Annotated in this window: 17 protein-coding genes; 6 read left to right on the forward strand and 11 right to left on the reverse strand. The window is 62.8% G+C overall.

Going from position 1 to position 19,259, the window contains the following annotated elements:
• Nucleotides 1-10: 10 nt before the first annotated feature.
• Nucleotides 11-2,308 (reverse strand): NADP-dependent malic enzyme, encoded by a 2,298-nt coding sequence (locus AAD018_RS04320; protein ID WP_367313352.1) that lies wholly within the window; start codon nt 2,306-2,308, stop codon nt 11-13.
• A gap of 123 nt (nt 2,309-2,431) precedes the next feature.
• Between AAD018_RS04320 and AAD018_RS04325 the strand changes: the two genes are divergently transcribed.
• Nucleotides 2,432-3,541: a cupin domain-containing protein gene (locus AAD018_RS04325; protein ID WP_367313351.1), complete on the forward strand. Its 1,110-nt coding sequence runs from the start codon at nt 2,432-2,434 to the stop codon at nt 3,539-3,541.
• A 106-nt stretch (nt 3,542-3,647) separates the two neighbouring features.
• Here the strand turns inward: AAD018_RS04325 and AAD018_RS04330 are convergent, their stop codons facing one another.
• Nucleotides 3,648-3,845, reverse strand: a complete 198-nt coding sequence (locus tag AAD018_RS04330) for a DUF3072 domain-containing protein (protein ID WP_367313350.1) — start codon at nt 3,843-3,845, stop codon at nt 3,648-3,650.
• Between the two features lie 118 nt (nt 3,846-3,963).
• Here AAD018_RS04330 and AAD018_RS04335 point away from each other — a divergent pair, with 118 nt between their 5' ends.
• From AAD018_RS04335 to upp, 5 genes are read left to right on the forward strand one after another with little or no spacing between them, the layout of a single operon-like run.
• Nucleotides 3,964-4,371 (forward strand): cytidine deaminase, encoded by a 408-nt coding sequence (locus AAD018_RS04335; RefSeq protein ID WP_367313349.1) that lies wholly within the window; start codon nt 3,964-3,966, stop codon nt 4,369-4,371.
• A gap of 5 nt (nt 4,372-4,376) precedes the next feature.
• Nucleotides 4,377-5,684: a thymidine phosphorylase gene (locus tag AAD018_RS04340; protein ID WP_367313348.1), complete on the forward strand. Its 1,308-nt coding sequence runs from the start codon at nt 4,377-4,379 to the stop codon at nt 5,682-5,684.
• A complete protein-coding gene (locus AAD018_RS04345; protein WP_367313347.1) occupies nt 5,684-6,871 on the forward strand; it encodes a phosphopentomutase in 1,188 nt (395 codons plus the stop codon). Before AAD018_RS04340 ends, AAD018_RS04345 begins: the two co-directional genes overlap by 1 nt.
• Nucleotides 6,868-7,842 carry an adenosine deaminase gene (locus AAD018_RS04350; protein ID WP_367313346.1) on the forward strand — a complete coding sequence of 325 codons (975 nt, stop codon included), beginning with the start codon at nt 6,868-6,870 and terminating at the stop codon, nt 7,840-7,842. Before AAD018_RS04345 ends, AAD018_RS04350 begins: the two co-directional genes overlap by 4 nt.
• Entirely contained in the window at nt 7,839-8,471 is a 633-nt protein-coding gene (gene upp / locus AAD018_RS04355; protein WP_367313345.1) for a uracil phosphoribosyltransferase, read from the forward strand. Before AAD018_RS04350 ends, upp begins: the two co-directional genes overlap by 4 nt.
• 260 nt (nt 8,472-8,731) lie before the next feature.
• On the opposite strand, the gene AAD018_RS04360 is transcribed toward upp, so the two are convergent.
• From AAD018_RS04360 to AAD018_RS04400, 9 genes are all read right to left on the reverse strand, one after another.
• Nucleotides 8,732-9,733, reverse strand: a complete 1,002-nt coding sequence (locus AAD018_RS04360; RefSeq protein WP_367313344.1) for a hypothetical protein — start codon at nt 9,731-9,733, stop codon at nt 8,732-8,734.
• A 65-nt stretch (nt 9,734-9,798) separates the two neighbouring features.
• Nucleotides 9,799-11,430: an AMP-binding protein gene (locus AAD018_RS04365; protein WP_367313343.1), complete on the reverse strand. Its 1,632-nt coding sequence runs from the start codon at nt 11,428-11,430 to the stop codon at nt 9,799-9,801.
• Nucleotides 11,431-11,737: 307 nt separating this feature from the next.
• Nucleotides 11,738-13,933: a 3-hydroxyacyl-CoA dehydrogenase NAD-binding domain-containing protein gene (locus tag AAD018_RS04370; protein WP_367313342.1), complete on the reverse strand. Its 2,196-nt coding sequence runs from the start codon at nt 13,931-13,933 to the stop codon at nt 11,738-11,740.
• Between the two features lie 20 nt (nt 13,934-13,953).
• Nucleotides 13,954-14,505 (reverse strand): hypothetical protein, encoded by a 552-nt coding sequence (locus AAD018_RS04375; RefSeq protein ID WP_367313341.1) that lies wholly within the window; start codon nt 14,503-14,505, stop codon nt 13,954-13,956.
• Nucleotides 14,506-14,510: 5 nt separating this feature from the next.
• On the reverse strand, nt 14,511-15,725 hold the full coding sequence (locus AAD018_RS04380; RefSeq protein WP_367313340.1) for an acetyl-CoA C-acetyltransferase: 1,215 nt from the start codon (nt 15,723-15,725) through the stop codon (nt 14,511-14,513).
• 14 nt (nt 15,726-15,739) lie between these two features.
• Complete coding sequence (locus tag AAD018_RS04385) at nt 15,740-16,375, reverse strand: glutathione S-transferase family protein (protein WP_367313339.1); 636 nt, start codon at nt 16,373-16,375, stop codon at nt 15,740-15,742.
• Between the two features lie 262 nt (nt 16,376-16,637).
• Complete coding sequence (locus AAD018_RS04390) at nt 16,638-16,871, reverse strand: hypothetical protein (RefSeq protein WP_367313338.1); 234 nt, start codon at nt 16,869-16,871, stop codon at nt 16,638-16,640.
• Nucleotides 16,872-16,923: 52 nt separating this feature from the next.
• Nucleotides 16,924-18,702, reverse strand: coding sequence for an acyl-CoA dehydrogenase C-terminal domain-containing protein (locus AAD018_RS04395; RefSeq protein ID WP_367313337.1), 1,779 nt, complete (start codon nt 18,700-18,702; stop codon nt 16,924-16,926).
• Between the two features lie 45 nt (nt 18,703-18,747).
• On the reverse strand, nt 18,748-19,152 hold the full coding sequence (locus tag AAD018_RS04400) for a MerR family transcriptional regulator (protein ID WP_412005176.1): 405 nt from the start codon (nt 19,150-19,152) through the stop codon (nt 18,748-18,750).
• Between the last annotated feature and the right edge of the window lie 107 nt (nt 19,153-19,259).

A 19,259-nucleotide genomic window follows, 5' to 3' on the forward strand; every position in this document is an offset into this window, starting at 1 on the left:
GGCGCGCAGCCTAGCCGTAATGTCCCACCGGAGTTCCGGCGAGCGCAGCCATGTTCAGTAATCCGCGGGCCGTCACCGACGGGGTGACGATATGGGCGCGGTTGCCCATGCCCATGAGGATTGGTCCGATCTCAAGCCCGCCGGCCTTCATCTTGAGAATGTTGCGCACGCCCGAGGCCGCATCGGTATTGGCGAAGACGAGGCAGTTGGCGACGCCCTCCATCCGGCTATGCGGGAAGATGCGCTCGCGCAGCCCGGCATCGAGCGCTGCATCGGCGTGCATCTCACCTTCGTAACAGAAATCGTGACCGCCTGCATCGAGCAGCGCCAACGCGGCCCGCATCCGCCGCCCGGTATCGCAATCGAGATTGCCGAATTGGGAATGCGAGCAGAGCGCGATATTCGGCTCGAGTCCGAAGCGCCGGACGTGCCGCGCTGCGCCGACGACGGTCTCTGCGATTTGCTCGGGTGAAGGCTCCGGATGGACATGGGTATCGGCGACAAAGAGCGGTCCGTCCTCGAGCACGAGAAGGCTCAGCGCTCCGACAGCATGTTTGCCGTCGCTGGCAAGGAGTTGCTCAATATAGTTGAGGTGCCAGAGATACTGGCCAAATGTGCCGCAGATCATACTGTCGGCATCGCCTCGCGCGACCATCACAGCACCGATCACAGTCGTGTTGGTGCGCATGACCGCCCGCGCCAGATCTGGCGTGACGCCTCGGCGTTGCATCCGGTCGTGGTAGAATTGCCAGTACTCCCGATAGCGGTCATCCTGTTCGGGATTGACCACCTCGTAATCGACATCGCGGCTGATTGTCAGACCGGCGCGTTCGGCGCGCGCCGCGATCACCTCCGGACGGCCGATCAGGATGGGACGGTCGGTCATATCCTCCACGATCGCCTGGGCTGCACGCAGCACACGCTCGTCCTCCCCTTCGGCAAAGACGATGCGGCGGCGGGCGCTGGCGGCGGCTTCAAAAACCGGCCGCATGATCAGAGCTGACTTGAAGACGCTCGCATCCAGAGACTGTTTGTAAGCGGCCAGATTCTCGATTGGGCGTGTCGCGACGCCGGTCTCCATCGCGGCCTTCGCAACCGCGGTTGCGACAACCCCCATTAGACGGGGATCGAACGGTTTGGGGATCAGGTAGTCGCGACCGAAGGTCAGATGCTCGCCCTGATAGGCTGCTGCCGCTTCGGCACTTGTCGTGGCGCGGGCCAGCGCGGCGATCCCCTCGATACAGGCGATCTGCATCTCGTCGTTGATCTCGGTTGCGCCAACGTCGAGCGCGCCGCGAAAAATGAAGGGAAAGCATAGGACGTTGTTGACCTGATTGGGAAAATCCGAACGTCCCGTTGCCATGATCGCGTCAGGCGCTGCGTCCCGGGCAAGATCCGGCAGGATCTCGGGCTCGGGATTGGCCAGCGCGAAGATGATCGGTCCGGGCGCCATTTTCTCGACCATCTCCGGGGTCAGAACGCGGGGGCCCGAGAGGCCGAGGAAAAGGTCGGCGTCCGCGATCACATCGCCCAGCGTTCTTGGCTCGGTGCCTTGGGCGAAGTCCGCCTTTTGCGGTGTCATATCCGACGTGCGGCCGTCGTAGACGAGACCTTCGATGTCGCACAGCCAGACATTCTCGCGTCGCACTCCAAGCTTGAGAAGCATGTTGAGACAGGCGATGCCCGCAGCTCCTCCGCCGGTAGAGACGACCTTGATGTCCTTGAAGTCCTTTCCGGCAACGCGCATTGCGTTTGTCGCAGCGGCCCCGACCACGATGGCCGTCCCGTGCTGATCATCGTGAAAAACGGGAATGTTCATCCGCTCGCGGCACAGCTTTTCGACGATAAAGCAATCAGGCGCCTTGATATCCTCGAGGTTGATTGCTCCGAAGGTCGGCTCGAGTGCGCAGACGATATCGGCGAGCTTTTCAGGATCGGGCTCGTTCAACTCCAGATCGAAACAGTCGATATTGGCGAATTTCTTGAAGAGGACCGCCTTGCCCTCCATCACCGGTTTGGAGGCGAGGCCGCCGATATTGCCAAGGCCCAGCACCGCCGATCCGTTGGTGACGACCGCCACGAGATTGCCGCGCGCGGTATAGTCTCGCGCAGTGGCCGGATCGGCCTTGATCTCAAGGCAGGCTTCGGCAACGCCGGGCGAATAGGCCCGCGCCAGATCGCGCCCATTCGCGAGCGGTTTGGTGGCCCGAACCTCGAGTTTGCCGGGTTTCGGGTAACGATGATAGTCCAGCGCCGCTTGGCGCAAGCTGTCGGGCACGAAGGGCCCGTCGCCCTGACCGTCCTCCATCGCAGGTCTCCTTTAGGAGCGGTCGTTTAGCGTTAAACGACTTTTGCGCCCCATCATGTCTCGCTAATTGACCACGGACGGCGCGGGCTTGCAATTGCTCCGCGTGGACGCGAGGCTTCGCGCATGACGAAAGCGCAAGATCCTCCTTCGAGCGCGGAGCCTCAACTGGTCGAAGTTCTGCTCCCGACCGGTGATCTAGCCGGCGATCTGGCCGTACTGACCGACGAGTTTGGCTTTCGGCTTGAAATGATCATGCCTGCGGACGATCCGACAACTGCGGTCCTGTCGGGATATGGGGCCCGCTTTCGGCTGCAGGTCTGCGATGCGCCGCCTGGCACCTTGATCTGGCGCAGCGATCTACCTAGCGAGCCGCGCATTCTGCCGGGCGGGACGCGGATTGAAACCACACCCTTATCACCACTTCTTGAGCGTCCCGAAACGCAGCATGCTTTCGCGGTGCGGCGCCTTGCGGATGAGGCGCCATGGGTGATCGGGCGGGCGGGGATGCAATATCGCGATCTTATCCCCGACCGGCTCGGCGGCTCGATCATTGCCAGCCATATCCGGATTCCCGATGGCGGCCCGGTGCCCGATATGGTGCATTATCACACGGTCGGGTTTCAGCTAATCTTCTGCTATCGGGGCTGGGTCGATCTCGTCTACGAAGATCAGGGGCCGCCCTTTCGACTTGAGGCGGGCAATTGCGTGATCCAGCCGCCCGAGATCCGGCACCGGGTGCTGCACGCGTCGGACAATATCGAGGTGATCGAGATTGGTGTTCCCGCGGAGCATGTGACCACGATTGATCATGACATGGCCCTGCCCAATGCCGCTTACAATCCGGACCGTCTCTTTCGAGGCCAGCGTTTTGTCCATCATCGCGCGGACGGCGCGATCTGGCGTGATGCATCTCGCACCGGGTTCATTTCTCGGGATACGACGATCGCAGAGCATACGGGCGGCATTGCGGCAGTCGAGGTCCTGCGCCGAGGCAGGGGAGCACCCGTTCCCATGCAGCATGATGCCGACATTCACTTCACCTTCGTCATGCAGGGCACCATGACGATCCAGGCCGATGGGCATTCTAGTCAAAGGCTCGCGGCAGGAGACGCTTTCACGCTTCCGCCCGGCATTGTCGCGACCTATGCAGATCCGTCGGACGATATTGAACTGCTCGAGGTCGCGCTGCCCGGGCCCGCCACGCTCAGCCCAACGGGCCAAGGCACGACCTAGCACCAACAGGCAACACAGTAAAAACACTCCGCCAGTAGATGCCATGATCTTCACCCGCCATAACCGATGGCAGGGACAATAGGCCCCGAATCTTAAGAAATCGCTGTCAGTTCGCGCTTCGTTCGCGCAGCTCGGCGATCCTCTCATCGGCCTGTCGCTCGGTCAGGTTTGCGTCGAAAGGATCGCCTGTCTTTTCAGTCAGCTCCCTCAGCTCGGCGGCCTGCTTTTCTGTCATGGGCGCGTCCGGATCGCGCGCGGCTTCCGCCTCCGGATCGTCGATAACGGGTTTGGTGGGCGGGATCATCGATCATCCTCCTTCTGGTTTAACATCTTGAAAACGATGCCTTGCAACGTCGGGTTCCCTCCGGTTGCATCTGGCCCGCGCGCCAGTCACTCTGAAAGGGCTGCCTCAGGAGAACCCTATGACCGCTGACACGCAGACCCTGATCGACGCCGCCACGGCCGTTCGCCAAAACGCGCACGCGCCCTATTCCGGCTTTCCCGTGGGCGCCGCCCTGCGCAGCGAAAGCGGCCAGATCTTCACCGGCTGCAACGTCGAGAATATTGCTTATCCCGAAGGCACCTGCGCCGAGGCGGGCGCAATCGCCGCGATGATCGCCGCCGGGGAAACGCGGATCGTCGAAATCGCCGTCATCGCGGGAGGGGCCGAACCAGTCACGCCCTGCGGGGGGTGTCGGCAAAAACTCAAGGAATTCAGCGATCCAGACGTCGAAGTGACAATGATGACGACCCAGGGTGCGCGGCTAACCATGACCGTCGGCGACCTTTTGCCCGGCGCATTCGGCGCGGATCACATGGCTGCCGGCTGACCAAGGTGGAGGTCCGCGATACTCTTTTGGCCTTGCGGCGAGGGGACGACCTGCCGCGATCCGCCTTCGCCAAGCTGGCGGATGGACTGGCGAACGGCGATGTCAGTGACGCGCAGGCCGGCGCCTTCGCAATGGCTGTGGTCCTTAAAGGCCTGACCGAAGAGGGTCGCGCGTTCCTAACCGAAGCGATGCGCGACAGCGGAGATGTCCTGAGCTGGGATCTGCCCGGCCCGGTGCTCGACAAGCACTCCACGGGTGGCATCGGCGATTGCGTCTCGCTTGTTCTCGCGCCCGCGCTCGCCGCTTGCGGCGCCTTCGTGCCGATGATCTCTGGGCGCGGGCTGGGCCATACCGGTGGAACCCTCGACAAGCTGGAGGCGATCCCGGGTCTTTCGACGGGGGTCGGTCAGGACACACTTCGCCGGATGACCCGTGACATCGGCTGCGCCATCGTGGCGGCCTCCGGCAGGATCGCACCCGCCGACAAACGGCTCTACGCGGTGCGCGACGTGACCGGGACCGTCGAGAGCCTTGATCTGATCACCGCCTCGATCCTCTCCAAAAAACTGGCTGCCGGGCTCGATGCGCTGGTGCTCGACGTGAAGGTCGGTAGCGGCGCCTTCATGCGGCAGATCGGCGAGGCGCGGGACCTCGCGACATCGCTCACCCGGACGGCAAAGAGGGCAGGGTGCCCCACCCGGGCGCTCATTACCGACATGAATGCCCCGCTCGTTCCGTCCATGGGTAACGCACTCGAAATCCGGGAGAGCATGAAGGTCCTGACGGGGGCCGTGACGGACACACCGCTGGTCAAGCTGACCTGCGCCCTGGGCGGCACTCTTCTGCAGCAAGGCGCCCTGACCAAGACCGCCGAAGAGGGCGCAAACCGGATCGCGGACGCCATTGGATCGGGCGCCGCGCTCGAGCGGTTCGGGCGGATGACCGCTGCGCTGGGCGGGCCGGCCGATATCGCCGAAGGTTGGGCCGATCATCTGCCGCAGGCCTCGATCTGGCGCGAGGTCACGGCCCGCGAAAGCGGCTTCGTCGCCCGGTTTGATGGGCGGGCACTGGGCGAGGCGGTCGTCCACCTGGGCGGCGGACGTCTTGTCGAGACGGACCGCATCGATCCGTCGGTCGGTCTGTCGGATATCGCACCGCTGGGCACGACAGTCGCCGCCGGGGATCCTCTGGCTGTCATTCACGCCGCGACAGAGGACGCCGCGGATCGGGCCAGCGCCTCTGTTCAAGCGGCCATCGGGATCGGCGACAGCGTGCCCGAACGGGGGCCGCTCATCCTTGAGAAGATCCACTGATGGCCCGCGTCTTTCTTGTTGTCATGGACAGCGTCGGCATCGGCGGCGCGCCCGACGCGGACCGGTTCTTCAACGGGACCCGTCCCGATACGGGCGCCAACACCGTTCTTCATATCGCCGAGGCCTGCGCCGCCGGACAGGCCGAAGACGGCCGGACCGGCCCGCTCGATCTGCCATATCTCTCATCGCTCGGCCTTGGCCAAGCGGTCCAGCTGGCCAGCGGCCAGCCACTTCCGGGCGACCGGGTAGAGCCCACCGGCGCCTGGGGCGCTGCGACCGAGATCTCGAACGGCAAGGACACGCCATCGGGTCATTGGGAACTGGCGGGCGTGCCTGTCCCGTGGGACTGGCACTACTTTCCGGACACCATCCCCGCTTTCCCGGAGGACGTCGTCGGCGCCGTCTGCACGGCGGCGGAAACGGCTGGCATTCTTGGCAATTGCCACGCTTCCGGCACCGAGATCATCGCAGAGCTTGGGGCCGAACACCTGCATAGCCACTGGCCGATCTGCTACACTTCCGCCGACAGCGTCTTCCAGATCGCCGCCCATGAAGAGGCTTATGGTCTGGACCGCCTGCTCGATCTTTGCGCCGCCATCGCGCCCAGGCTGCATGCGATGAAGGTTGGCCGCGTCATCGCAAGGCCTTTCGTCGGCGATCCCGAAACCGGCTTCCGCCGGACCGGCAACCGCAAGGACTTCGCCATCGCCCCGCCCGGCGATACGATCTGCGACCGGGCGCAGCGCGCGGGCCGTTCGGTCCATGCGATCGGCAAGATCGGCGATATCTTCTCGATGCATGGCATCGATGAGGTGCGCAAAGGCACGGATGCCCAGTTGATGGAGCATCTCGGCGATCTTATGGACACTGCGGCGGAGGGCGCTCTCGTCTTTGCCAATTTCGTAGAGTTCGATGCTCTTTACGGCCACCGCCGCGACATCTCGGGCTATGCGCGTCATCTTGAATGGTTTGACGGTGCTATCTCGACCCTCGCGAGCCAGCTCAAACCGGACGACCTGCTGATCCTCACCGCCGATCATGGTAACGATCCCAGCTGGACCGGCACCGACCACACCCGCGAGCGCGTCCCGGTGCTGGTCCAGGGCCTCGGTCCCAAAGAATTGGGACATATCGCCTTCTCCGACATTACCGGGCTCGTGGCCCGCCACCTGGAGCTCCCGGAATGATCCCCAAGATCGAGCTGCATCTCCATCTGGAAGGGGCCGCGCCGCCCGCCTTCATCCGAGGGCTTGCCGCCGAAAAGTCCATCGATCTCTCCAAGATCTTCGATGCGGACGGCGCTTACCGCTACCAAAGCTTCAACGAGTTCCTTGACATCTACACCGCCGCCACAAGCGTTCTGCAAGGCCCCGAGGACTTCCACCGCCTGACCCGCACCATCCTCTCCGAAAGTGCAGCCCACGGCGTGGTCTATACCGAGCTCTTTCTCAGCCCTGACTTCTGCGGCGGTGGAGATATCGCGGCCTGGCGCGACTATCTCGCCGCTATGATCGCCGCCTCGGACGAGGCCGAGGCGCAGGACGGCATCACCGCCCGCGGCATCGTCACTGCGATCCGCCATCTTGGTCCTGACCAATCGAGGCCAATCGCCGAATGCGCGGCAGAAACCGCCGGGGATTATATCCGCGGCTTCGGTCTGGCGGGCGACGAGATGCAGGGCATGCCCGCCGACTACCGCTGGGCCTTCGATTGCGCCCGCGAGGCCGGTCTTGGGCTGACCTGCCACGCAGGCGAATGGGGTGGCCCGCAGATGGTCCGGGCTACGCTCGATGCCTTGCCGGTCACGCGCATTGGCCATGGTGTACAGGCCATCGCGGATCCCGCCCTGGTCGAGCGCCTTGCCGAGGCGGGCACCGTTCTCGAGGTCTGCCCGGGCTCGAATGTCGCGCTCGGCGTTGTCCCGGACTGGCCCTCCCACCCGATCGCTAGACTGCGCGACGCGGGCGTAAAGGTCACCGTCTCCACCGACGATCCACCTTTCTTTCACACCACGATGACCCACGAATACGACCGCCTTGTAGAGGTCTTCGGCTGGGGCGACGAGGTCTTCACCGAGCTGAACCGGGTCGCACTCGACGCCGCTTTCTGCGATGACGCCACGAAAGACCGCATCGCCAAAAGACTGGAGCGCCCATGACCGAGCATGTCACCCATGTCACGCACCCCCTCGTGCAGCACAAACTCAGCATCATGCGCGACAAGTCGACCCCGACCGCCGTCTTCCGCCAGCTCCTGCGCGAGATAAGCCACCTTCTGGCCTACGAGGTCACGCGCGATCTGCCGATGACGACAAAATGTATCGAAACCCCTATCCAGGAGATGGACGCGCCGATGCTCGCGGGCCGCAAGCTGGCACTGATCTCGATCCTGAGGGCGGGCAACGGCCTTCTCGATGGCATGCTCGATCTGATTCCATCCGCCCGTGTGGGCTTCATCGGGCTTTACCGAGACGAGGAGACGATGGAGCCGGTGCAATACTACTTCAAGGCCCCAGAGCGGATCCGCGACCGCATGGTCATCACCGTCGATCCGATGCTGGCGACCGGCAACTCCTCAGTGGCGGCCATCGATCTGCTCAAGAAGGCAGGGGCTAAGGATCTGCGCTTTCTCTGCCTTCTGGCCGCGCCTGAAGGGATTGCCCGGATGAAGGAGGCCCATCCAGACGTTCCCATCGTAACTGCCGCCATCGACGAAGGCTTGAATGAGAAGAGCTATATCGTTCCCGGCCTTGGCGATGCGGGTGACCGTATGTTCGGCACGAAATAAGGGTCGAGGACGTCCCGCCAATTATCCACTCCCGGCGCTTCGACAAAAACGCCCATCGGTCCCCGACCGCCTTGGCAGGCGGAACGCGCGGTCAATGGTCTGCCCGTAGATAGCCCCTTGAACCTTACCGACCATTAACCTTAACGCCGTCCCCTGAGCGGAGGGGTCCTCCTCATCTTGCCAAAAATACCTCCGCCGGAGGCTCCCCGCCTTCGGGCCAGACCGCCCCTCCGATCAATCGCGCCCGGCCTCGCCCGGCGCTACTCTTCGCAGATCTGCTGGAGCCGAACCCAATCGCCATCGTTCAGCACCGGGGGCGGAGTCCTGTCACGCAACGGATCAGCCTCGATCAAGGGCAGCACGCTCTCGCCCGATACATCGAGCGCGTAAGCAAAAGGACTGCTGGGCACGCCCGCCGCAGCAAAGGTCGCGAGTAACAAGTCGGTCTGAGGCAGCGGCGTAGGCTCCGCCAGAAGACGCTCCGCATAGCGCCGGATAACTTCCTGTGGCAGCTCTCCGGTCGTCAGAAGGCGGAAGGCGGCGCGCGTTCCGGCAAAGCGCAGCAGGCCGCTCAGCGGATCCTCCGCCCGCTGGGTCTCGGCCAGTAGAAACCCCGCTGCGACTGCCGGATCCTCGTAGTCCTCGACCACCGAGCGGTCGATCATCGCGGTCCCGCCCGGCAGCAGGACCGCCTTGCGCGGCGAAGCAAGCGCGACGTGGATCTCAGGGATCTTGAGGCGCTCGGCTAGCGCCTCAAGAACCACTTGCCCAGCTGCGCCTCCGCAAGCCCCTCCAGCGCCGCGCTGCAGCTCTTCGAAAAGTGCCGTTCCGATTTCGCTGCGCTTAACTTGCGGCACCACGCCGAGAGTATGCTCTCGCAGGGCACCGGGCAACCAAAGCACGGCGACGGCGGCCACCAAGGCGACGCTTGTAAGCACCCCCATTACCCGCAGACGGCCTGGATGCGGACCACTTCGCGTCACTACGCGCTGAATGGTCTCCACCGCCGCGATCATGTCGTCATCGTCGATCTCGAGCGTCTCCCCCCCGTCATCGCCGGGCGTATAAAGCGCAGGTCGCTCGCCGGGATTGGCGCGGGTCACGGCAGGAAGGGACCAGTGGCTCAGCGCGCGCCCGGCCTTGTCCGAAATCACCAAGGTGGCTTCTCCGAAGGTGACGGTGACGTTGCGGCGCTGATCGTCCGAACCGGCGCGCCACAGCCCACCTGTCTCCAGCCGCTGATATCGCTCGAGAGCCGTCATCGATATGGGCCTGCTCCGCCTCTGTCGTTGCGTGTCAATCTAGACCAGCGCGCGAGACGCGGCAATCACGAGGCGCCCAACTCGATCCGGCGGCGCAACTCGAACTTCTGGATCTTGCCGGTCGAGGTTTTGGGTAATTCTCCGAAGACCACAGCCTTGGGCGTCTTGAAGCCAGCCAGCCGCTCGCGGGCGAAGGCGATCAATTCGTCCTCCCCAACTGAGGCGCTGTTCTTCAGCTCAACGAAAGCGCAGGGCACCTCGCCCCATTTGTCGTCCGGTTTGGCCACGACGGCGCAAAGCAACACGGCCGGGTGGTGCATCAGCACCCCCTCGACCTCGACCGACGAGACATTCTCTCCGCCCGAGATGATGATGTCCTTGGCGCGGTCCGCGATCTGCAGATAGCCGTCTGGATGCTGCACGGCGATATCTCCCGACAGGAAGTAACCCGGTGCAAAGGCCTCCGCCGTCGCTTCGGGGTTGCGGTAGTAGCCCTTCATCACCGCATTGCCGCGCAGCCCGATTTCACCTTGCGTCGCGCCGTCCCGCGGCACAGGAGTGCCGTTGCCGTCCAGAACGACGCAAGGCTCCATCATCGGAAAAGCGACGCCTTGCCGTGCCTTGCGGGCGGCGCGCTCGTCTCCTTCGATCCCCTCCCAGTCCTGTTGCCACAGGCATTCGGTCACATGCCCGTATGTTTCAGTCAGCCCATAGACATGCGTCACCTCGAAGCCCATCGCCTCAATTCGCTCGAGCGTCGCTGCCGGAGGAGGCGCCCCAGCGGTAAAGACACGCACCAGATGATCGGTCGCGCGTCGTTCCTCTTCAGGGGCGTTGATCAGCATGTTCAGAACAATCGGAGCCCCGCCAAAATGCGTCACCCCCTCATCAGCTATGGCATCGAACACCGCCTTCGCCGTCACGTTGCGGCAACAGACGATCCGGCCGCCAAAGACCGGCGCCATCCAGACATGGTGCCAGCCATTGCAATGAAACAGTGGCGGGATCTGCAGGATCACCGGAAAGAGCGTCATCCGCCAGCTGATCGGCGTGCCCATGGTCAGCAGATAGGCCCCGCGATGACTGTAGACGACGCCTTTGGGCTTGCCCGTCGTGCCGGACGTGTAGTTCAGCGAGAGGCTCTCCCACTCATCCTGCGGCAGGATCCAGTCGAAACCCGGATCCCCGGTTGCGAGGAAATCCTCATAATCCATCTGCTCGCCCAGCCCCGGAACGCCCGCCTGCTCGTCCGGCACCTCGATCACCAGCGGGGCAGGGCCTTCCATGGCTTCGATGGCCTCCATGGCAAGCAACAGGAACTGGCTGTCGGCGATCAGCACCTTTGCCCCGCCGTGATCGAGGATATAGGCCACCGTCGCCACATCGAGCCGGATGTTAATCGTGTTCAAAACCGCTCCGCAGGCCGGGATGGCGAAATGCGCCTCGCATTGAGCGGGAACGTTGGGCAGAAGCGTTGCAACAACCTCGCCGGGCGCAACGCCTGCCCCGACCAGAGCGCTCGCCAGTCGGGAGACCCGCTCATGGTATTCCCCGTAGCTCCGCCGGAGGCTGCCATAAACCAGCGCCTCCTGATCCGCGAATACCTCCGCTGCGCGCAGAAGATGACTGAGCGGCGTGAGCGGCACGTAATTGGCCGCGCATTTGCCTAGACCCGCCTCGTCCTGCATCCAGCCCATGACCGCTCCTCCCAAAGCCTGATGTCGCCATCCTGCCGCAGGGCGGTGCGCTCTTTCCAGCATAAAGCGCCTGCCGGCTACTGAAGCGGGGGTCGCCCCCCGGTCGGAGGCTAAGGACAGTCTCAAAAAGGCTCCGGTGGAGCCTTTCACGTCAGAAGGGTCGGAGACCCTTCGTGCCGTTCATATGATCGAGCGCTTCCGCTCTAGCATGCGCGGCAAGAAGAGAGGGCGCGGTCCACAATGACCGCGCCCTTTTTTGGTAGCGTGCGTATAGCCCGAAGTGCCGATGGGATAGCGCAAACCTGCCTTAGGCGGCGGCCTTCGCCTCCTGACCGAAGCGACCGTAAAAGCTCTGTCCTTTCTCGGCCATCTCCCGCAGCAGGGCCGGGCAGGCGAACCGCTCGCCGAACTGTTCCGTCAGCTGATCGCATCGCTCGGCAGCATAAGGCGTGCCAATGATATCGAGCCACGAGAACGGACCGCCCGACCAGGGTGCAAAGCCCCAGCCGAGGATCGCGCCCACATCGCCTTCGCGAATATCCTCGAGAACGCCTTCCTCAAGCGCCCGCACGGCTTCAAGCAACTGTGCGAAAAGCAGGCGGTGCTGCACATCGACAAGCTCGGGTTGATTGTCCTTTACGGGATATCGTCCTTCCAGCCCGTCCCACAGACCCTGGCGCTTGCCTTTCTCGTCATAGGCATAGAACCCGGCGCTCGACTTACGGCCCAGCCGACCCTCGCTCTCCATCCAGAAAAGCACCTCGTCGACTTCGTCATTGGGGTAGGCGTCACCCATCGCGGCCTTGGTCGCCTTGGCAATCTTCACGCCCAGATCGATCGAGGTCTCGTCGGTCAGCTGCAGCGGACCCAGCGGCATCCCGACCAGCTTCGCCGCATTTTCGATCAGGGCAGGCTCGACGCCCTCCTTCACCATGCGGATCCCCTCGTTGATATAAGGAATGATGCAGCGGTTGGCGTAGAAGAACCGCTCGTCATTGACGACGATCGGCGTCTTGCGGATCTGGCGCACGAAATCGAGTGCCTTTGCCACCGCAAGCGGCCCCGTTTCGCGGCCCTTGATGATCTCGACCAGCATCATCTTGTCGACGGGTGAGAAGAAGTGGATCCCGATGAACTGCTCTGGTCGCTTCGAAGCCTTCGCCAACTCGCTGATCGGCAAGGTGGAGGTGTTGGTCGCAAAGATGCAGTCCTCGCCCACGACCTCTTCGACGGCCTTGGTCACGGTCGCCTTGATGCCCGGATCCTCGAAAACGGCCTCTACGATCAGATCGCATTCGGCCAGCGTCGCATAGTCCGTCGTCGTGGTGATCAGGCCCAAAACGGCCTCCTTTTTCTCGGCCGTCACCTTCTTGCGGGCAATTCCCTTATCCATGTAATCGGCTGTGTAGGACTTGCCCTTATCCGCCGCCTCCTGCTTCTGATCCAGAAGCACGACCTTGATCCCCGCGAGGGCCGATACCAAGGCGATTCCGGCGCCCATCATGCCCGCGCCGAGAACGCCGACCTTGCTTACCTTCTGATCCGGAACATCCGGGCGGTTCGCGCCCTTTTCCAGGGCTTCCTTGTTGATGAAGAGCGACCGGATCATCGCGCTCGACGACGGATTGAGCAGAACGTTCGTGAACCACCGCGCCTCGATCTTCAGCGCCGTATCGAACGGCACCTGAGCGCCCTCATAAACCGCGCTCAGCAAGGCCTTTGCCGCCGGATAGACGCCCTGTGTCTTACCGTTCACCATGGCCGACGCGCCTACAAAGGTCATGAACCCGGCCGGGTGATAGGGTGCGCCGCCGGGCATCTTATAGCCCTTCTCGTCCCAGGGTTTGACGATCTTCGGCTCGCTCAGAACCCATTCCTTGGCCGCGGCGAGCGGATCGTCCACGACCTCGTCGATGACACCGGCAGCCTTCGCCTTCTTCGGGTCGTTCATTTTGCCCTCGAGCAGCAGCGGAGAGGCCGCCATCGCGCCCATCTTGCGCACCAGCCGCGTCGTGCCGCCTGCGCCCGGGAAGATTCCGACCATGATCTCGGGCAGGCCGATCTTGGCCTTGGGGTTGTCGGCGCAAAAAATCCGGTGGCAGGCCAGCGGGATCTCCAGCCCGATGCCAAGCGCGGTCCCCGGAAGAGCCGCCGCAATCGGCTTACCGTCCTTGTTCGTCTTGGGATCCATACCCGCGCGTTCAATGCGGCGCAGAACGCCATGCATGTCCATCACCCCCTCGAATAGCGACTTAGCCGGATCGTCGCCGCCCGCATCCTTCATCCGCGCGATGATGTTCAGATCCATCCCGCCCGCAAAGGATCCCTCCTTGCCGGAGGTGATGACGATCCCTTTGACCGCCTCGTCGGCCAGCGCCTCGCCTACCAGCCGGTCGAGATCCTCGAACCCCTGCTGGTTCATCACGTTCATGGACTTGCCTTGCGTGTCCCAGGTGATGACGGCAACGCCATCGGCGCCTGTGTCCATCGTGAAATCGGTCATGGTTGTCTCCTCGGTCTCATTCATGTCTCCGGCCTGTCGCCGGGTCCGTTGGGGTCGCGCCCCTCGGGACAGATTTTTTGCCGCGCCTCGACCATCACCTGCGTAAACAGCGACGGATCAGGCAGGGCGTTCTGCGATGATGCAGCCTTCCAGTGCGGCCCGCGGCGGCGCAGGATCGATGTCACCGGAAAGGGATCCTCGATATACATCCCGTCCCGCAGGCACGAGGAGACATGCGTCCCCTCGATCATTTCTGGCCCGTGGAACTCGGCGGCGATACAGCTCCTCACGAACTGCGTTACCCCCACCTGATCAAGCCGCTTGCGGAACGCATTAAACATCACGCGCAGATCGTCTTGTGTCCGCATGGTGATCTCGTGCTCGAACGTGGCCAGCGTAAAGGGTGCCTCGATCGCGTCGCAATAGGCGTCGAAATCCCCAGTCTCATAGGCCGCTCCCATACGGTCGAGCATCTCTTGGTAAAGCTCCTTGGCCCGTTCCGAACTCAGATCTCCGGTTGCAAGATCGCGGTCCGGCGTACCGGTTCCGTCCCCCTGGCCGGAGCTTGTCATCCGCCTCAGACCCGCTCGATGATGGTGGCGGCGCCCATGCCGGAGGCCACGCATAGCGTCGCCAGCCCGACTTCTTTGTCAGACCGCTCCATCTCGTCGAGCAGCGTGCCGATGATGATCGCGCCGGACGCACCCAGCGGATGGCCCATCGCGATCGCCCCGCCGTTAACGTTAAGCTTATCGTGATCGACATCGAACCGCTGCATGAAGCGAAGCACGACCGACGCGAAGGCCTCATTCACTTCGAAAAGATCGATATCTCTGATCTGCATACCGTGATCGGCCAGGATCTTTTCCGTCACCGGAACCGGTCCCGTCAGCATGATCGTCGGATCGGTTCCGATCTTCGACGTCGCCCGGATCCGCGCGCGCGGCGTGAGGCCGTTGGCGTCGCCGAACGCCTTGTCGCCGATGAGAACGGCGGCGGCGCCATCGACGATCCCTGAAGAATTTCCCGCATGATGGATATGGTTGATCGCCTCGAGATGCGGATACTTCATGATCGCGATCTTGTCGAAGCCGGGCATTACCTCGCCCATCTCCCTGAACGACGCTTTCAGCGCGCCGAGCGATTGCATGTCGGTGCCGGGGCGCATGTATTCGTCGTGGCTCAGGATCTCGACCCCGTTCACATCGCGCACCGTGATGACTGACTTGTCAAAGCGATTGTCGTCCCAAGCCGCCTTGGCGCGTTTCTGGCTTTCGACCGCATAAGCGTCCGCATCGTCGCGACTGATCCCGTATTCGGTCGCAATGATATCGGCCGAAATGCCCTGCGGCACAAAATAGGTGTCCATCGCAATCGACGGATCGACCGCAATCGCCGCCCCGTCCGACCCCATGGCTACGCGGCCCATCATCTCGACCCCGCCTGCGATATAGCCATGCCCGGCTTCCCCACGCACCTGATTGGCAGCAAGGTTCACGGCTTCCATGCCGCTCGCGCAGAAGCGGTTGATCGACAGGCCCGGGATCCGCTCGTCCAGATCGGAGGCCAGAACGGCGGTCCGCGCCAGGCACCCGCCCTGCTCCATGACCTGTGTGGCATTGCCCCAGATCACGTCCTCGACCGCATGCCCCTCAAGACCGCTGCGCTCCTTGATCGCGTTGAGCGTCAGCGCCGAGAGCCGCGCGGCAGTCACTTCATGCAGCGCGCCATCCTTGCGGCCCTTCCCGCGCGGCGTGCGCACGGCGTCGTAGATATAGGCCTCTTCAGTCATGATAGTCTCCTCATTCAGGCGCGGTCCGCGGGGGAGCCGGGCATCAGATCGTAAGGGTGTGTCCAACCGGGCAGGCCCGAGATACGGCCTAGCCAACGGTCGATATTTGGATAGGTGGCGCGGTCAAAGCCGAAGGGCTCGCCGTAGAACAGGTATCCGCAAGTGGCGAAATCGGCGATCGTCGGCCCGCCGCCTACAAGCCAGTCGCGGCCGCCCAGATTGGCGTCGAGCACCTTGAGCGCCGAGCCCAGCCGCATCGACATGAAGGCATTCACCTCAGCGTTGCGCTTCTCCTCGGGCAGGAAATTCATGTTGAACCTCAAGGGGCCTGCAACGCCCGAGATCTTGTGGTTGTCGAACAGTAGCCAGCGCAGCACCTCGCGCCGCGCGTTGCCATCGGCCCAGCCGAACCGGCCGCTCTTTTCGGCGGCATAATCCTGTATGGCGCCGGACTGGCTCAGCACATAATTGCCGTCGACCATGACGGGTACCTCGCCCATCGGGTTGAGCGCACGGAAATCCGGGGTCCGGGTGGCGCCATTGAAGAAATCCACAAAGACCGGCTCCCACTCCAGCCCGGAGAGCTCAAGCGTCAGCGCGGCCTTATAAGCGTTGCCGCTCTCTCCAAAACAACGAAGCTGGATCGTCATCGCGTCCCTCCCGAACCGCAACGCCCGGGATGATCCGTCAAATGAGTATTTCTGGCCAGATGAAGAGGATCCCGCCTCCGCGGTAACGGAGCATTAAGGTTAATGGCGGTACCCTTCACAGGCGGTACAGGCTGGAGAGCCGATGGCCGTGCCAGGTGAAGCTTCTCTTCGGGCCACAAGCTCCGCAATTGCGGAGCACCGGTCCGGAGCGGAGTGGATCCCGGATCCTCATTTGGCCAGAAATACTCAAATCCCACGGGCGTCATTTGCGCTTGTCCATCGAACCGCCGGGCGCGCCGTACTCCACGATGAACGCATCGAACGCGCTGGCCAGTCGATCCTTATCGGCGATCGTATCGAGATTTTCCAAAAGCACCGTTAGCAGATAGTTATTGCCTAGCCCGTATTCATCATTGAGCGCCCGCAAACGCGCATAGGCGTCCTCGGTTAGCGCGGCAGAGAACCGCTTGGGTAGGGGTAGCCGCTTTTTTGCCATCGGGACCTCCCATCACGATGACGGGCGGCCACATGGGCCGCCCGATGGGTCTTTAGAAGTTCGCCGCGTCTAGCGCCATCACAGGTTCCGCACCGCTTTGAATGCGGGCCAGATGCGTGGCCGTCACGGGCAACTGGCGCGCCATGTAGTAGCGGCCCGTCGCCAGCTTGGTATCGTAGAACTCCCGGTCGGACGCGCCGCCTTCAAGAGCTTCCATCGCCGCCTTGCCCATACGCGCCCACATCAGACCCATGCAGGTTTGACCGAAGAGGTGCATAAAATCGTATGACCCGGCGAGCGCGTTATTGGGGTTCTTCATGCCGTTCTGCATGAAATACATCCCCGCGGTCTGAAGATCCTTCGACGCCGCCTTCAGCGGATCGAGGAAGTCCTTTTTCAGCGCCTCGTTCCCCTCGTTCTCCTTGATAAAAGCCTTCACCATCTCAAAGAACGTCATGACAGTCCTACCGCCGTTCTGCGCCAGCTTGCGGCCCACCAGATCGAGCGACTGGATCCCGTTCGTTCCCTCATAGATCATTGTGATCCGCGCATCGCGTACGAACTGCTCAAGCCCCCATTCGCGGGTGAAGCCCGATCCGCCCAGTGTCTGCTGAGCAAGCACGGTTGTCTCAAAGCCCTTGTCGGTCAGGAACCCTTTCAGAACCGGCGTCAGAAGCGACACCATCGCCTCGGCGTCGACATCCTCGGACCGGTGGCCCTGATCGATCAGCGACGCACCCCAGAAGGTGAAGGCGCGCGCGCCTTCGACAAAGCTTTTCTGATCCATCAGGTTGCGGCGCACATCGGGGTGCACAATGATCGGATCGGCGGGCTTTTCAGGCGCCTGAACGCCGGTCGCATCACGGCCCTGCAAACGATCCTGGGCGAAGCCGAGGGCGTTCTGATAGGCCACCGCGCCCTGGGCATAGCCCTGCAGCGCCACGCCCAGACGCGCTTCGTTCATCATGGTGAACATCGCGCGCATGCCCTTGTGCATCTCGCCGATCAGATAACCTGTCGCGCCGTCATAGTTCATCACGCAGGTGGCGTTGCCATGGATGCCCATCTTCTTTTCAAGGCCGCCGCAAGAGAGCGCGTTGCGCTCTCCCAGCGAGCCGTCGTCCTTGACGAGGAACTTCGGCACGATGAACAGCGAGATGCCCTTTACACCCTCGGGTCCGCCCGGGATCTTGGCGAGGACGAGGTGAACGACGTTGTCGACCATGTCGTGCTCCCCGGCCGAGATCCAGATTTTCTGTCCCGAGATCTTGTAGGTGCCATTGTCCTGCGGCTCGGCCTTGGTGCGGATCAGACCCAGATCCGTGCCGCATTGCGGCTCGGTCAGGTTCATCGTGCCGCCCCACTGACCCGAGATCATGTTCGGCAGGTAGGTCTGCTTCTGCTGGTCCGAGCCGTGCACATGGATCGCGGCACAAGCGCCATGGGTTAGACCCTGATACATATTGAACGCCATGTTCGCCGATGAGAACATCTCGCCCACAGCAGTCTGCACCAGATAGGGAAGGCCCTGACCGCCATATTCGGGATCGGCATCAAGGCCCATCCAGCCGCCCTCGCGGACCTGCTCGAAGGCCTCTTTGAAGCCATCGGGCGTGCGCACCACACCGTTTTCCAGTTTGCAGCCCTGCTCGTCGCCAATGATGTTCAGAGGCGCCATGACCTCCATCGCGATCTTGCCGGCCTCGCCGAGAATGGCATCCGTGAATTCCCGGTCGAGATCCTCGTATCCCGGAATATCCTGCTCGCTCACCTTGAGCATGTCGTGCAGGACGAATTGCATATCCTTGGTCGGTGCGTCGTAGATCGGCATGGTGGTCACTCTCCCTAATATCGGTACCGGCGCGGGGTCCGGCGGTTATTCTGCGGCGACGCGCGCGCCCAACTCGGCCAGCTTCTCGGCGCCCCAGCGCATCTGCTCCCGAAGTTCGTCGATCGCGATATCAAGCTCGGCCCGCTGAGCTTCCATCTCCTTGAGATGGCGCTGGGCGACCTCGTAGGTGCGGACCAGCTGCGTCTGCTGGGCGTCGTCCAGATCATAAAGATCCAGAAGCTGGCGAATCTCCTCGAGGCTGAAGCCAAAGCGCTTGCCGCGCAGGATCAGCTTGAGCCGCGCGCGGTCGCGCTTGGTAAAAAGCCGCTTTGTTCCCTGACGGATTGGGAACAACAGCTCTTTCGCTTCATAAAAACGCAGCGTCCGGGGCGTTACGTCGAACGCCTCGCACATCTGGCGGATTGTCATCGTCTCGGTCATCTCATCCATCCTCAACGGTCATGGGTCGTATTCGAGACCGCCGATTTGAGAAATTTGAACCCACTCTACAAGCAAGCTTGACGTGAAGGTAAACGTAACGCGGCGTCACGAGGATC

Origin of the sequence: Aestuariibius insulae (genome assembly GCF_040783535.2) — a bacterium.
GTDB classification, from domain to species: domain Bacteria; phylum Pseudomonadota; class Alphaproteobacteria; order Rhodobacterales; family Rhodobacteraceae; genus Aestuariibius; species Aestuariibius insulae.